The 13,827-nt window shown below is 38.1% G+C and carries 15 protein-coding genes; 3 read left to right on the forward strand and 12 right to left on the reverse strand.

Features of this window, described 5'->3' with window-relative positions:
- Positions 1-114: 114 nt before the first annotated feature.
- The 8 genes from LC455_RS10465 to LC455_RS10500 form a co-directional block, all read right to left on the reverse strand.
- Positions 115-819: a GntR family transcriptional regulator gene (locus tag LC455_RS10465; RefSeq protein WP_223590574.1), complete on the reverse strand. Its 705-nt coding sequence runs from the start codon at positions 817-819 to the stop codon at positions 115-117.
- Between the two features lie 47 nt (positions 820-866).
- A complete protein-coding gene (locus tag LC455_RS10470; RefSeq protein WP_223590576.1) occupies positions 867-1,397 on the reverse strand; it encodes a chromate transporter in 531 nt (176 codons plus the stop codon).
- The gene (locus tag LC455_RS10475) at positions 1,394-2,014 is read right to left on the reverse strand and encodes a chromate transporter (protein ID WP_223590578.1); all 621 of its coding nucleotides are present in this window, start codon (positions 2,012-2,014) and stop codon (positions 1,394-1,396) included. Before LC455_RS10475 ends, LC455_RS10470 begins: the two co-directional genes overlap by 4 nt.
- A 65-nt stretch (positions 2,015-2,079) precedes the next feature.
- Positions 2,080-2,559, reverse strand: a complete 480-nt coding sequence (locus LC455_RS10480; protein ID WP_223590579.1) for a GlcG/HbpS family heme-binding protein — start codon at positions 2,557-2,559, stop codon at positions 2,080-2,082.
- A 14-nt stretch (positions 2,560-2,573) separates the two neighbouring features.
- Positions 2,574-4,076 (reverse strand): aldehyde dehydrogenase family protein, encoded by a 1,503-nt coding sequence (locus LC455_RS10485; protein WP_223590581.1) that lies wholly within the window; start codon positions 4,074-4,076, stop codon positions 2,574-2,576.
- A 98-nt stretch (positions 4,077-4,174) separates the two neighbouring features.
- Positions 4,175-4,906, reverse strand: a complete 732-nt coding sequence (locus tag LC455_RS10490; RefSeq protein WP_223590582.1) for a TenA family transcriptional regulator — start codon at positions 4,904-4,906, stop codon at positions 4,175-4,177.
- 235 nt (positions 4,907-5,141) lie between these two features.
- Positions 5,142-5,912, reverse strand: a complete 771-nt coding sequence (locus LC455_RS10495; RefSeq protein ID WP_223590584.1) for a creatininase family protein — start codon at positions 5,910-5,912, stop codon at positions 5,142-5,144.
- A gap of 59 nt (positions 5,913-5,971) precedes the next feature.
- The gene (locus LC455_RS10500; protein WP_223590585.1) at positions 5,972-6,304 is read right to left on the reverse strand and encodes a 2Fe-2S iron-sulfur cluster-binding protein; all 333 of its coding nucleotides are present in this window, start codon (positions 6,302-6,304) and stop codon (positions 5,972-5,974) included.
- Positions 6,305-6,489: 185 nt separating this feature from the next.
- Between LC455_RS10500 and LC455_RS10505 the strand changes: the two genes are divergently transcribed.
- Positions 6,490-6,834 (forward strand): hypothetical protein, encoded by a 345-nt coding sequence (locus LC455_RS10505; RefSeq protein WP_223590586.1) that lies wholly within the window; start codon positions 6,490-6,492, stop codon positions 6,832-6,834.
- Positions 6,835-7,212: 378 nt separating this feature from the next.
- On the forward strand, positions 7,213-8,595 hold the full coding sequence (locus LC455_RS10510) for a hypothetical protein (RefSeq protein WP_223590587.1): 1,383 nt from the start codon (positions 7,213-7,215) through the stop codon (positions 8,593-8,595).
- A 25-nt stretch (positions 8,596-8,620) separates the two neighbouring features.
- Here LC455_RS10510 and LC455_RS10515 read toward each other — a convergent pair whose 3' ends face one another.
- Positions 8,621-9,301, reverse strand: a complete 681-nt coding sequence (locus LC455_RS10515) for an NAD(P)-binding domain-containing protein (RefSeq protein WP_223590588.1) — start codon at positions 9,299-9,301, stop codon at positions 8,621-8,623.
- Between the two features lie 129 nt (positions 9,302-9,430).
- On the reverse strand, positions 9,431-10,879 hold the full coding sequence (locus tag LC455_RS10520) for a hypothetical protein (protein WP_223590590.1): 1,449 nt from the start codon (positions 10,877-10,879) through the stop codon (positions 9,431-9,433).
- Between the two features lie 573 nt (positions 10,880-11,452).
- Here LC455_RS10520 and nadX point away from each other — a divergent pair.
- Complete coding sequence (nadX, locus tag LC455_RS10525; protein ID WP_223590591.1) at positions 11,453-12,259, forward strand: aspartate dehydrogenase; 807 nt, start codon at positions 11,453-11,455, stop codon at positions 12,257-12,259.
- A gap of 52 nt (positions 12,260-12,311) precedes the next feature.
- Here nadX and LC455_RS10530 read toward each other — a convergent pair whose 3' ends face one another.
- Complete coding sequence (locus LC455_RS10530) at positions 12,312-12,995, reverse strand: GntR family transcriptional regulator (protein ID WP_223590593.1); 684 nt, start codon at positions 12,993-12,995, stop codon at positions 12,312-12,314.
- Positions 12,996-13,072: 77 nt separating this feature from the next.
- Positions 13,073-13,690 carry a spore protease YyaC gene (gene yyaC / locus LC455_RS10535; protein WP_223590595.1) on the reverse strand — a complete coding sequence of 206 codons (618 nt, stop codon included), beginning with the start codon at positions 13,688-13,690 and terminating at the stop codon, positions 13,073-13,075.
- Positions 13,691-13,827 lie beyond the last annotated feature (137 nt).

Genomic DNA, 13,827 nt, shown 5'->3' on the forward strand with positions numbered 1-13,827 from the left:
TGGTATACAATATACCATAATTTTAATTTTCAGACAATACAAAACTTTTGATTTATTATTCTTTATTTGGAAAATGAAGACCACAACCTTGGTGATGGTGTGGCCTTCGCAAGCTTAAAGGGGGGATCTCGATTTATCCTTTTTATTAAACTTTTCTTTTACATTTTCCATATAATTGATATATGCCTTTTTTGAGTTTTCAATATGAATTCTCATTAAATACTCAGCCATATCGGTTTCCTTATCTCGTAAGGCTTTCATGATATCGATATGTTCCTTTAATGATTCTTTTCTGCGCCCTGGGGTCTCATACCCCATATTCGCAGCCATATGAATATAATCAATCAGACCGGAAAGAATTTCGAATAATTTAGGACTCTTTGATGCTTTATTGATCAGTTGATTCATTTGAATATGTTCAAAATTAAAGTTCTCTTCCGCCAGTCTTTCCAATTCCATTAGCTCTTTGATTTTTTGATCTAATTCCAGCTGGGTGCTCTTATCCATCTTTTGTGCTGCCAATTTTACCGCTAAAACCTCCAATGAGGAAAGGATGGTAAATACCTCAATGACTTCTGTTTCAGAAATGTTCGTAACCACGACACCTTTCCTCGGAACGGTTTTAACAAAACCCTGCGATTCCAGCCGGAACAAAGCTTCGCGAATAGGAGTACGACTAATATTTAATTTCCCCGCAAGCTCTCTTTCGATCAGCCGGTCACCAGCTTTAAATTCTCCTTCAAGAATCATTTCCTTTAAATAAAGATAGGCATGTTCTCGTATTGATAAAAGATTGTTTTCCTCCCATCTTGTTTCCATTACTCCACCTGCTTATTTATTAAAGTATTTTTCTTAAGTTTATCCGCTTATGATAAAAAAATCCCTCCATAAAACAATGCGCAAACAATCACCAGTGAAGGGTGAATCTTTAGCCTGATTAAAGCGAAATAGCTAATGCATGCTAAGAGTAAAAGATGAAAAACACCACTTTTTTCAAACGCGGTTAAAAAGAATTGATAGGCCATAACGGCGAGTAAAATGGCAATAATCGGCTGTACAGATTTTGTCATGAGTTTAATTTTAGAAGAATCCTTAAATAGATTGACGAACTTAAATAACAAAATAACAGCAAGAGCTGAAGGAAGAATAGTCGCCGCCAGCGCAATGATGGCACCAGGAATTCCTGCCAATTGATAACCGATAAACCCTCCCATTTTAGTGGCAATAGGTCCCGGTAAAGCATTGGCGATCGCTAATATATCACCGAATTTGGATACCGTCATCCAATTATAATGATTGACAACTTCATTCTGAATTAATGGAATCGTTGCAGGTCCGCCGCCGTATCCTAATAAATTTGCAATAAAAAATGACCAGAAAATATGCCAATAAATCATGAGCTTTTTTCCTTTCTCTGTAGAAGAACATTCGTCTCAGGTGGAGCCGCTTTTTCTTTACGGTCGGCAATCAAATAAGCAGCAATCAGAAAAACGGCGATTAAAATCCCTGGATGTAAACCGAGAAATTGAACAAATACTAAAGAAACGGCTGAAAGTATCACCATTTTCGACAATCCTAAACCTTTGCGTCCATTTTGGAAAAAACGGTAGGCCATCTCCAATAACATAAAGCCAATGACGGGCGTTACCCCCTGCACCATTCCGCTTACAATTGGAGATTTTCTAAAGGAATAAAGCACCCCTAGCAATCCAATCATGGCAACGATGGATGGGAGAATGTGAGCAAGGATGGCAACTGTTGCGCCTAAAGACCCTTTTACCTTGTATCCGATATAAGCTGCCATTTTGGTTGCAATTGGACCCGGTAATGTATTAGCTAACGCTAAAATTTCCCCAAATTCCTCTTCTGTCATCCATTTATATTTTTGAACAGCTTCAAATTCAATCAACGGAATCGTAGAAGGACCACCTCCATATCCAGTAACACCTGTGCGTGCAAACCCTATAGTCAACTCAACATATGGTTTCAGTTGATTCTCCCCCTTTATTAACAAAAATCCCCGTTGATTAACAGGGACCCCATTCTGTCAGTAAGACAATGAATGAGGTCCTGCTTCCATTATTTTTTTATATCAGCTTCAGTAATGACCTCAAGGCCCTCACTCTCCACAACCTTTTGCAGGGCTGCTAATGCAGCAGTTCCAACGGCTGTATCTTGTTCGCCGTTTCCGCCGCTGACACCAATTCCCCCGACCACTTCACCATTTACCACAATCGGAAAGCCCCCAACAAAGATGGCAAATTTGCCAGGAAGCATTTGATTTATCCCAAATGCTTCGTTTCCAGGGAGTGCAGGACCATTTGGTTCTTTGTTAAATAAATGGGTAGAGCGTTTATGGCCAGAAGCCGTGTAAGCTTTCGCAATCGCGATTTCTGGACCAGTGATGCGTGCGCCATTCATGCGTTCCAGCGCAATCAAGTTCCCTCCATCATCCACAATGGCGATGGTTTCAAGCACATTGATTTCTTCTGATTTTTTCTTAGCCGCCTCAATCATGATTTTTGCTTCTTCTAATTCTAATTTTAAAGCTGTTTTCATGGATGAATCTCTCCTTAATAGCCAATATAGACTGTTTTTAATTGGGTAAAGAACTCTAAGCCGACTCTTCCAGATTCACGGAAGGTGGAAGTGCTTGATTTTTTCAGACCGCCAAAAGGTGCGTTCATTAAGTTGCCTGTTGTCGTACGGTTCACCTTAACCGTTCCTGCCTGAATATCCTTAGTAAATTGGTTAGCAACTTTTAAATTATTGGTGACGATGGAAGCAGATAAACCATACTCAACATCATTCGCAATGGAGATGGCTTCTTCATATGTATCTACTTCTATCACAGCAATAACAGGACCAAAAATTTCTTCTTTGGCAATCCGTGAATTTGGATTTACATTGGTAAAGATTGCAGGCTGTATATAGTATCCTTTTTGGTACTCACCTTCTGTTAAGGCATTTCCGCCAAATGCCAATGTGGCACCATCTTCTTTACCATATTGAATATACTTTAAAACATTATTGAACTGTTTCTCATTGGCAAGTGGACCAATTTTTACGCCTTTTTCAAATCCATTCCCAATTTTAAGAGCGCTGGTTTTTTCTATTAGCTTTTGAACAAATGCCTCTTTCACTTCTTTTAAAACGATCACACGGCTTGTTCCCGTGCACGCTTGCCCGGTTAAGGAAAAGCCTCCGTTTACAGTCAAGCTTGCGGCCAAATCAAGGTCTGCATCCTCCATAACGATGAGCGGATTCTTGCCCCCAAGCTCCATTTGGGTACGGGTTGTAAAAGATGCTTTTCGATGAATATCTTCCCCGGCACTAGTAGATCCTGTAAAAGTGACTGCCCTTACAGCCGAATGAGTTACCAATAAATCGCCCACATCGGAAGCTTTTCCTGTTACAAAGTTAATGACGCCTTTTGGAATCCCTGCTTGATATAGGGCCTCTACTAACCGGAGTGCAATTAGTGGTGTATCTGACGAAGGTTTGAAAACCACGGTATTTCCAGTTATTAAAGCAGGTGCTATTTTTCTGGCTGGAATCGAAAGGGGAAAATTCCAAGGAGTTATGACACTCACCACTCCAAGCGGCTCTCTTTCCGTCGATACCTTCATATTTGGATCATCATTAGGGAAAGTTTCACCTGTAAAAGTCTGCCCTTCCACTGCATAAAACCGGAGCGTTTGCGCCGAGCGAAGGACCTCATTTTTAGCATCATCAATGTGTTTTCCTTCTTCGCGTGTTAACTCTTCAGCTAACTTAGCGGCATTTTGTTCGAGAATGCTGGCAGCCTGATTTAAAATCGCTGCACGTTTAGATGGTGCTGTTTGGGACCATGCCGGAAAGGCTTTTTGCGCCGCCTCAATCGCCAAGCGGACATCTTGTTCATTTGAAGCTTGGAATACCCCCACAATTTCTTCCTTATTAGCGGGGTTTACACTATAAAACGTCTTATGGTTAACAGATTCCTGCCACTCGCCATCTATTAAATTATTGAATGTTTCTACTTTAGTTGTTAACACATTTATCACCATCATTTCTTTATAAAAAATAGCCGCCATTTAAACCTTAAACTGCAAGATTAAATAGGGCGGCTTGTAATGGAAGCGGATTCAAAAAATGGCCTTTGAATCCGTAATATTATTAACTAGCTTTTAGATTATTTCGCTTCTACCAAAGCTCCCAAATCCTGCTCTAAGTACTCTCTCCATAATCCATCCATATACATGCGGCGCATTTTTGCTCCTGTTCTAACTACTTCTAGGCAGCGTTGCTGTAATTCTGGAGTATCGGCATGATCAAGAACGATTTTGTAACCACGCTCACCATGGATTTCATCAGAAACGATGTGTAAATCGAAGAATTCAATTTCTTCATCCGTAAATCCATATTGTTCACGTAATGCAGGAGTTTGCTTCCGATAAATGTCAGGTACTTGAGATTCTAATCCTACTACTAAAGCAGCTGTTGCAACTACAAAATTTTCACGAGCAGCAACCGCGAAACACCAGCTTTGAAGCCCAAGTGTAGTTGGAGCCATATTTTGTGGATTAATCACTCGTTCACGCGTTGTGCCACAAGCTTCGGCAAAACGAATCAGCAAATCAGTATGGCGGTCAGCAGCGATTTCTTCTTCATACATATTTTGCAATGTGAAATCCTTTGCCGCTTCAAATTTTGGATCGGTTGGAGTATTGTGATAGATATACGCCAGGTAATCTGCGAAAGGTCCAACATAGTGGTAGTGGTTTTCAGCCCATCTAGCAAAGTGTTTTCTTTCTAATTTTCCTTCAGCCCATGCTAATGTAAAAGGAGCCTTTTGGCTATGATTTCCTTTAATAGCTTCTTCCAGTTGTTTGCGAAATTCGTCTTTTGAAAGTAATTCTGTCAATGTAATCTCCTCCTCAATATTTATGTAGCTGACCAAGTCCAACTTGGCATTTGATATTTTGTATACCAAATGAGTTTAAAAATAAAAGATTGTCAGATATTATCTAGCATTCTTTCGGTTTTTTTCTTATTTGGTATACCTTGATTAAATAGTAACCTATTTATTTTCGTTTGTAAATATAATTTTTAGAATTTTTAAAAGATTATTATAATCTGATAATTAGTTGGTGACTGATCTAAAAAGGCGTTTCTACTTCTATCTTTAATAATTTGTATAGCTCTTTAGATAGGTTCTCCAATGATTCTTCGACAATTTCCCGGCCAATTTCCCAGCTGGCTTTTGTCGCATCACCGATACAGCCATTTTGGGTCATTTCCTCATAATAATAAAATCCTTGGATGGCATTACCCGGTCTAAGCTGCTTCCATCTTCCCTCTTCCTGAATATCCCCTTTTTCTAGTAGTTCAGGCCGGACAATCTCTGGAGCCAGATATAAGGCTTCGGAAACCTCTCGCTCACAGCTGTGGCCAAACAAATTGGAAGTAACAAAATTCTTTATCGATTGTTTAGCGGATGCTGTTGTTTTTGCATAATAAATTTCAACTTCTAGTTCTTTAGTTAAGGTCATCGATGCCACATTTAGTGTAGATTGGTTGCCGCCGTGTGAATTTAATAATAAAAACTTCTCAATTCCATGATGTTTTAATGAGGAGATCATATCATTTAAAATTGCTATTAAGGTATTGGGCTGCAAAGATATAGTCCCTGGAAAATTTAAATGATGCTGGGATACACCCATATTTATGGTTGGAGTGACGATGCAAAAGGGAAACATTTTCTCTCCGAGCTTTTTAGCCATTCTATCCGCTAAAACGGCATCACAGCTTTCGGCCATATGCGGACCATGTTGTTCATGAGCGCCGATTGGTATAATGGCAAACTTTACGGTTTTTAATGCTTCTTTTACCTCTTTCCAAGTCATCCTGGTTAGGTCGTAACAATCCATTAAAAATCACCTGCAATTATTTTTTTGTATATTGTATACCTAAAAAATTAAATAGAAAATTATTTTACTTGGATAGTCGATTGTTTCTTCGGAACTGAAATCGCAATATTTTCTTGAGAGATTTCAATATCATGCTGAATCGTCAGCTGACAAGTCAAACGGTATCCTTCATTTACCTTATCTCCCAGCATTTTCTCTTCCTTCCAGTTCGGTGGCGATAAGTCTTCTGCACCCTCGATCACAACGCACGTGCATTTTGTACAGCGCCCCATCCCACAGCCGTACTTTAACTTTGGTAATTGGCGTGTGGCTGCTAGCACTACTAAGTTGGCATTCTCTTTCACTTCTTGTTCAACGGTTGTTCCATCAACATGGAGGATCACTTTTGGCATAAAACTTCCCCTTCCCGTTTATTCTAAAAATTTTGACTCTTTTCTGAAGTATACAATCTTTTGATTTGAGAAGCAAACTAGTTTTTTAATTATTTTAATATTTAGAATATACTGTTGAATATTTTATCAACATCAGATAAAATACAAATAAGTAGTTTGGTATACAATGTTCAATTAAAAAAGGAGTGTTCAAATTGGGAAAATTTATTGTGCTAACGAATAAAGAATCCTTTCAAACAATTTTAGAAAACGATGGTCTAGAGCCAGTTGAAACGTATCACTTCTATTTCTTTAATCAATTACGGGCTAAATATACGATTGCGAAGGTTCTTGATGAAAGCGCTAAAATCCAATTATTTGAAAAATTTGAAGGAAAAGAATATGTCAATCATATCGCAGTAAAGTTTTTTGAGAGGTTTGAAACAATCGAAGCGGCACGTGAGGAATTAAATGAGATCGTGAAAGCATCTGGAAACAGTGAGGATTCGGTTAATTCCAAACTGGTCAAATCCGATGAAGTTGCGGTATAAATTTCTAACATGACGCTTCATGTACAAGTCCGGAGAGAATATGACATCTCTCCGGTTTTTATATTAAAGCAGAAAAAAACCGCCACAATAGAGCGACGGATTTTTCAATAACTCGTTAAAACTTAAGTATTTTTCTTAGTGAAGCTAATTTTTTCTCAGCTTTTTCAGCAGATTTTTTAGAGTTAAATAGAATGTTTAACATGTTAATCCCCCCTAATTTATATGTTATTTATTAATTTCATTTTATAATGCAGCGAAAAAAATTACAACAATATTGTATACCAAATACCAAATTTAAAATAAAATATGGCTAAATTGTGTCTATTTTAAACCTATTTTTAATTTTTGGTATACCGTATTTTGAGTAAGGGTGTTGATATGCTAAGATTTATGTTTTTTTTAGTAATTTTATTGTATTTACTCTCCGTGCTTTTCCCACAGCTGGATATTGGGGTTGTCTTATCCGTATTAAGTCTTATCATCGTTCTTTGTACGCTATTCCAAGCAAAACGATTTGTTCAAATATTAGGGAGTACCTTTTTAATCCTGGGTTTGATCTTATTATGGACAAGCGGTGCCGGATGGCAGGAATATATCCTATCCTTTGGTCCCATGCTTGACTTGCTGACGATGTTTACCTTAGTACCAATCTTAGGGATCCCCATTAAACTTGGCGGTTACAGCGGCGGTATTCAAACGATGATTCAAAAGAAGGTAAAAACATCTGGACAGCTTTATATGATTACTTCCGGTTTTTCATACTTTTTTAGTATTTTTATGAATCTTGCAACTTTGCCGATGACTTATTACTCGATTCGGCCATCATTAGATGTCATACCTGTACAAAGTAAAGAACGGTTTATGAGCCGCGCGATTACCCGGGGGTTTGCCATGCCGTTACTTTGGGCCCCCGTAACCCCCATTGTCGGGATTGTTATTACAATGACGGGAGTCAGCTGGGTTTCGATTCTTCCTTATGTGATTCCTCTTAGTATTGTAGGGATGGGAATGGATTGGTACCTGGGGGCGCGCAAATCAAAAGTAATGATCAAAACCCAGAAAAACCTCTCTGTCCAAGAAACAGCCGCCGCCTTAGTACCAAGGCAAATCGACCGTTCACGAAGGGTCTTTCAAATATTACTGGCAATCGTTATATTTAATCTCGTTATTTCATTAATAGAAAAAAAGTTTCCTTATCCCTTCTTAACACTCGTTTCTTTAATGGTTATCCCCTTTTCCCTTACATGGTCTTTATGCTTAAAGCAAGGAAAAGAGTTTGGTGCCCATTTATTAAATCATTTTCAATCGTTTTCAGTCGGTATGAAGGATCAATTTTTTATTTATTTATCAGCTGGCTTTTTTATCTCGACCATCAATGTTTCTCATACAAATGAATGGTTGGACCGCTTGGTAATTCAGTTTATTCATGTGGCGGGTGTAGAAATCTTTTTGATTTTGCTGCCACTAATTCCTTTAGGTTTTGCTTTTCTCGGACTACATCCTGCTGTGTCCCTTGCATTAATGACCGAAGGACTCAATCCTGCGGTAATCGGTATCTCACCGCATATATTAACTGTTGCCATGTTAGCGGGTGCGGTTTCATCCTTTCTTGTGGGACCGTATAATGCCACACTAGGGCTCATGTCCAATATTGTGAACGAAAGTTCCTATAAGGTATCAAATTGGAATTTATCCTTTGCCGGCCTTTATATCGGCTGTGTGATGGTGTACCTATTTGTCTTACAATTATTCTTTTCTTGAATGATCAAAAATAAGAAAGGAGGAGTCAATCTGGATTGACTCCTCCTTTCTCTGCTTGCACCTCTTTTACAATATCCATCGCAAAATGGCCAAGATTTCCTTCACTATAACTACGCATAACTTCAGGGGCTAAGGAAGTTAAGGCCCGTTTCAAATATTCAGAAGAAATGCCTCTTTCTGAAAAATCCTTTTCAATTTCGATAGCTGCTTTAATAGCATAAAAGGTTGCAAGTTTATTGACCTCTGATAAACAATCCTCACGATCTAATATTACCTTCCCTAAAGGATGATAGATGTCCTCTATTTTCTGCGGTAATGGGGACTCAGTAATAAACAAACCATTACCATGTTCTAATAAATCTTTCCAATGCCCCATAAATTTCACTCCGTGAATGTTTAAGGCAGGAAAGTTTGATTTAATTTCGTTAGTATGAAGGGCAGTTGCCATATTAATTAATGAGGTTGACCCTTTAATCTTAATGCTTGAAATAAAAGGAATAACCTTCAATGCAGGTAAAGCTAATACTAACACATCTAAATTACTTAATTCTTCCTCTGATAAACAATATCCATTTTGAAACTGCTGAACAAAATCTTCAGCCTTCTTTTTCACAGGGTGATAAATACCTATAGGTATGCTGTTTCGATGCCAATGTGCCATCATTGCAGTCCCAAGTTTTCCAATCCCGACCAAACCTGCTTTCATGGGTTTCATCCTTTCTTCCTTCAATCCATGCCATTTCAATCCTCATTCTATTCACAAATATACCAAACATGCGAAAAAAAGGGCTGCCAAAAATCAGGGTTAAACTGACTCTTGGAAGGCCCTTAAAAATTACCAAATTATGACTGCTAAAATAGTGGCTAGGAGAAGTCCCGATATTACCGGTACGAAGTTTTTCCTCGCCAGTTCAAGCGGTGATACTTGTAAGAAGCCGGCTACGGCCACAAGGGATGACCAAGCAATCAATGTTCCCCCGCCGCTCCAAACTGCACCCATTTGACCAATCGCGGCCATAACCGAAGGGTCGATGTGACTTCCTGGGGCAATTGCTCCAGACAATGCACCTGTTAAAGGAAGTCCAGCAAATCCAGAACCATCTAACCCCGTAATGATACCAACTATTAAAATACTAATCGCTGCAAAAAATGGGCTATGCGGGATATAATTTTGTCCGGCCTGAATTAGATCAAATAGAAATGCCGGCTTTGCTGCCTTATCACCTAATGACAGTATAGCCCCTGAAAAATCTCCGCTTCCCATAAAGAAGTAACCAGCAATTGGAATGACAGGTGCCATGGCCTTAAAAGCGAACACAAAACCTTCGGTAATATGTTCACTTATTTTATCAAGTGCATGAATTCGGTTAAAGGCAATAGTAGCTAAGACTAATAGAATAGTAGCAACTCCGCCAATGAAAGCGGCACCGTCCCCGCCTTCAAAGCCAGATCCACCGCCAATTTTTGTCTGGAACATAAAAATCATAACAGCTAACATGGCTAGAGGTACAATGACAGCGAAAACTTTTCCCCATGTTGCTTTTCTTTGAACGAGATCAGCAGTCTCTTCTGCAGTCGCAGCAAGTTCCTCAGCTACATTAAAAAATGCTTTTTCTTCAGTTTTAACGTTACTGGCAGAACCAGATTTCTTAGTGATCGCCTTTCGATGTGTGACATACACAATCGCTAAAGCGCTAAATCCTGTAATTAAAGAAAGAATGAATGCCTTATCTGATACGGCAGCTTTATCAATACCCGCTGCTTTTGCACTTAGCATAGGCGCTACTTGCATGATATAGTCTGAGGAAAGAGCCATCCCTTGACCTGCTATAACGATTACCATTGCGGAAGTCATGACAGGCAAACCTGCACTTACTGCTGCAGGAACTAACAAGGCACAAATTAATGGAACTGCTGGGGTTGGCCAGAAAAAGAGCGAAATAACATAGGTTGTGACCATTAAAACTAAATAGGAAACATGTCCGTTTACCATTATTTTCTGAATCGGCACGACCATCCTTCTATCTGCCCCTAGATCCTTCAGAGAATTTAAGAGACCAATCATGATCGATATGATTAAGAAAATACTAAATAGTTCCTTAGCCGCAACAAGGTTAGCATTAAAGACAGCTTGAAAGCCTGCAATTAAACTCCCCTTATATACGGCTGCCACAATAAAGGTCCCAATGATTAGAGGTAATACAACACCTTTTCGGAATAGCATAATAATAATGACAGCTGCAGTGACAATTAGGTAAACCCAATGAGCTAATGTTAATTCCATATATCCCCCTCCGACTTTTAAAAAAATTTTCAGCTAAATTTGTTCAAATGTTCTGCTTGAAATTTTCTGAAAGGTGGTATGGTGAGGAGAAAGGATTCGTAAGCGCTTCCACCAAAGATGTCAGTCTCTCTTCTCATTTACCTTTTAATGTTAACTGCTAGAATACTAAAAATTGCTATTGCATTAAAAAGGAAAAAAATAACGGATAAGGTGAACTTTGTATTTTGTAGATTGTATACCTAGATAATCCAAAAAAATATTTTGAACCTGAATTAACTTAATTTAACTTCAACCATAGAAAAACCCCACGAGGACAAACAAATGAATACTACCAGTAATTAATATGTAAAAATGATGTAGATCCCCCCTCATTTTCACTATACAGCCAGTGTTAACTATATAGGTTGAAAATAATATATCATTAACCACCTAGTATGTGCAACAATATTTTGAAAATTTAGACGTTTAATTATATTCTAAATTTTCCCCTTGATTTTCATCTTTTAATCCGTTAAAATGTTGAAATTAATGGTATATAGTATACCAAATAATCATTATTAAGGAGAATCAAAAATGCTGAGAGCTGGGATCATTGGCTATGGAACACTTGGAAAAAGTATTGCTGAATTTATCCATTCAGGACAGGCCGGAGATGTCATCCTGAAGTCTATTCTAGTTAGGAAACAGCCTAGTCCTTTAAACAATTTGCCAGAACACTGTACCATGACAACGGATCAAGAAGCATTTTTTAATCAAAATTTAGATATTATTATCGAAGCAGCCGGCCATAATGCCGTTAAACAATACGGTGAAAAAACTCTATCCTCCGGTAGTGATCTAATTCTTCTGTCTGTAGGGGTATTAGCAGATAATGAATTTTATGAATCATTACAGGAAACAGCGTTAAAAAGTAAAAAACAAATAATTATTCCATCTGCCGCTATCGCTGGTTTAGACCGGATTGCTGCCGGAGTATTAGGCGAGATTGATGAAATCAAACTCATTACAAGGAAGCATCCAAGAAGTTGGTATGGAACGATTGCAGAGGAAAAAGTAGATCTCGCCACCATCACTGAGCCATATTGTATCTTTGAAGGAAATGCCCGAAACGCCGCCAAATTATTTCCTGAAAATGTAAATGTTTCAGCGACCTTAAGTATTGCTGGAATTGGTTTCGAAAAAACGAAGGTCCAAGTATACGTGGATCCAACTATTCAATTGAATACTCACACCATCCTTGCGAAAGGCGAATTTGGACAAGTTGAAATATCCGTCCAAAACAAACCATTTACTCAAAATCCAAAATCAAGTCCAATCGTAGCAATGAGTGTGGCGAAAGTGTTACAAAACATGACAGCGCCTGCAGTTATCGGAATATAGGAACCTTTCATAACTAAATAAAGGAAACTCCACTTTTAGATGGAGTTTCCTTTTACCCTTTTCGCTTTTCTTTTGAATGCTGGACTGCCTCGATATAGGCCTTTTTAGAATTTTCTATATGGATTTTGGTCAAGAATTCAGCCATTTCTATTTCTTGATTAACGATGGCCTCCATTATTTTCAAGTGCTCTTCCATTGACTGTACGGCGCGGCCAGGATTTTTAAATCCTGTTTTTGCAAAAGCACTAATATAATCAGACAATCCACTTAATATTTCATAAAGCTTTGTATTTTTAGCGGAACTGTATAAAAGATGGTTCAATTCCCCGTGTAAATGTGAAAAATCTGCATCATTTTCACTTGCTAAACCTTCTTCAATCTTTTTTATAAGGGCATTAAATTTACTTTTTGTTTCATCATCTAATTTTTGTGCAGCTAATTTTGCAGCTAAAACTTCTAGAGAAGAGAGGATCGTAAATACTTCAATAATTTCCTTCTCAGAAATATCAGCGACAATAACCCCTTTTCTAGGCACAGTTTTCACAAATCCCTGTGATTCTAATCTAAATAAGGCTTCCCGAATTGGTGTGCGGCTAATATTGAGTCTTTCTGCCAGTTCACGTTCCACAAGCCGGTCTCCCGTTTTAAATTCACCCTCTAGGATAAGGTCTTTGATGTGGATATAGACCCGTTCCCGCAATGAGATTAGGTTTTCCTCTGTCCAATTGTTCCCCAATGTTTATCACGCTTTCTCTCTATTATAAATTGTAATAATTATAACCTACTAGCTTTAGTTATTTCAAATAATTTGGATTAATCTTCCACCATTAATAAATTCCTAATTGACACAGATTCTTCTAAAACTGCTCGTGAAATAATCTTAGAGATAATTTCAGCAAGCTTTATGACCGTAAAAAGTCTCGTGCTGTTTAAGCTTTGGAGAGGCGAATAGGAATCGAGACTATTTACAACTGCTTTTAGATGGTAATCCCCTACCCCTGGCAATACTTTATTTAATGCGGAACCCGGTATAAGCGGACCTTGTTTCAAAATAATAGAACCAATTTGTTTTTTATCACCTAAACAGGCATCAATCCCTAAGATAAAAGGGGCAGGATGGATCTGATTGATTTTATTTAGAATTTTATGAATATTTAACGCGTGTACTGGCTCTTCCAATGTACCGTATACAATTATGGGGAGTTTGCTTTCCTTCAACATGGATCCAACAAAGGGGCCAAGCGAGTCTCCTGTTGAACGGTCTGAACCAACACATAAAATAATAATATCATTAGACGTGTTGTTTAGAACTTCTTTCAGTTTAATGGCTATTTTTTCAATTTCTTTTTCCTCAGTTACTTCTTTTACTGCTATATAACTGGGGTTAACTTCTTCGTCCATTATTTTTTTCTTATTTACAAAAGGCCACATCACCATCAACCTCTTTCTGGCTGTTATTTGGATTCTGTTCTAAGAATCATGATGACTAACCTTGCTTTAGTCGATATACCTTTATTTTATTATAGATAGTGTTTATCCTTCTATATGTCTGGAAAAAAAACAGCTGC

This window comes from Neobacillus bataviensis, assembly GCF_019969725.1.

Excerpts from the sequence above, each read along its gene's own strand:
- LC455_RS10465 (WP_223590574.1), bottom strand. The coding sequence starts at position 819 with ATGGAAACAAGATGGGAGGAAAACAATCTTTTATCAATACGAGAACAT.
- LC455_RS10470 (WP_223590576.1), bottom strand. The coding sequence starts at position 1,397 with ATGATTTATTGGCATATTTTCTGGTCATTTTTTATTGCAAATTTATTA.
- LC455_RS10480 (WP_223590579.1), bottom strand. The coding sequence starts at position 2,559 with ATGAAAACAGCTTTAAAATTAGAATTAGAAGAAGCAAAAATCATGATT.
- LC455_RS10485 (WP_223590581.1), bottom strand. The coding sequence starts at position 4,076 with ATGGCGGCTATTTTTTATAAAGAAATGATGGTGATAAATGTGTTAACA.
- LC455_RS10495 (WP_223590584.1), bottom strand. The coding sequence starts at position 5,912 with ATGGATTGTTACGACCTAACCAGGATGACTTGGAAAGAGGTAAAAGAA.
- LC455_RS10500 (WP_223590585.1), bottom strand. The coding sequence starts at position 6,304 with ATGCCAAAAGTGATCCTCCATGTTGATGGAACAACCGTTGAACAAGAA.
- LC455_RS10510 (WP_223590587.1), top strand. The coding sequence starts at position 7,213 with ATGCTAAGATTTATGTTTTTTTTAGTAATTTTATTGTATTTACTCTCC.
- LC455_RS10515 (WP_223590588.1), bottom strand. The coding sequence starts at position 9,301 with ATGAAAGCAGGTTTGGTCGGGATTGGAAAACTTGGGACTGCAATGATG.
- LC455_RS10520 (WP_223590590.1), bottom strand. The coding sequence starts at position 10,879 with ATGGAATTAACATTAGCTCATTGGGTTTACCTAATTGTCACTGCAGCT.
- nadX (WP_223590591.1), top strand. The coding sequence starts at position 11,453 with ATGCTGAGAGCTGGGATCATTGGCTATGGAACACTTGGAAAAAGTATT.
- yyaC (WP_223590595.1), bottom strand. The coding sequence starts at position 13,690 with ATGTGGCCTTTTGTAAATAAGAAAAAAATAATGGACGAAGAAGTTAAC.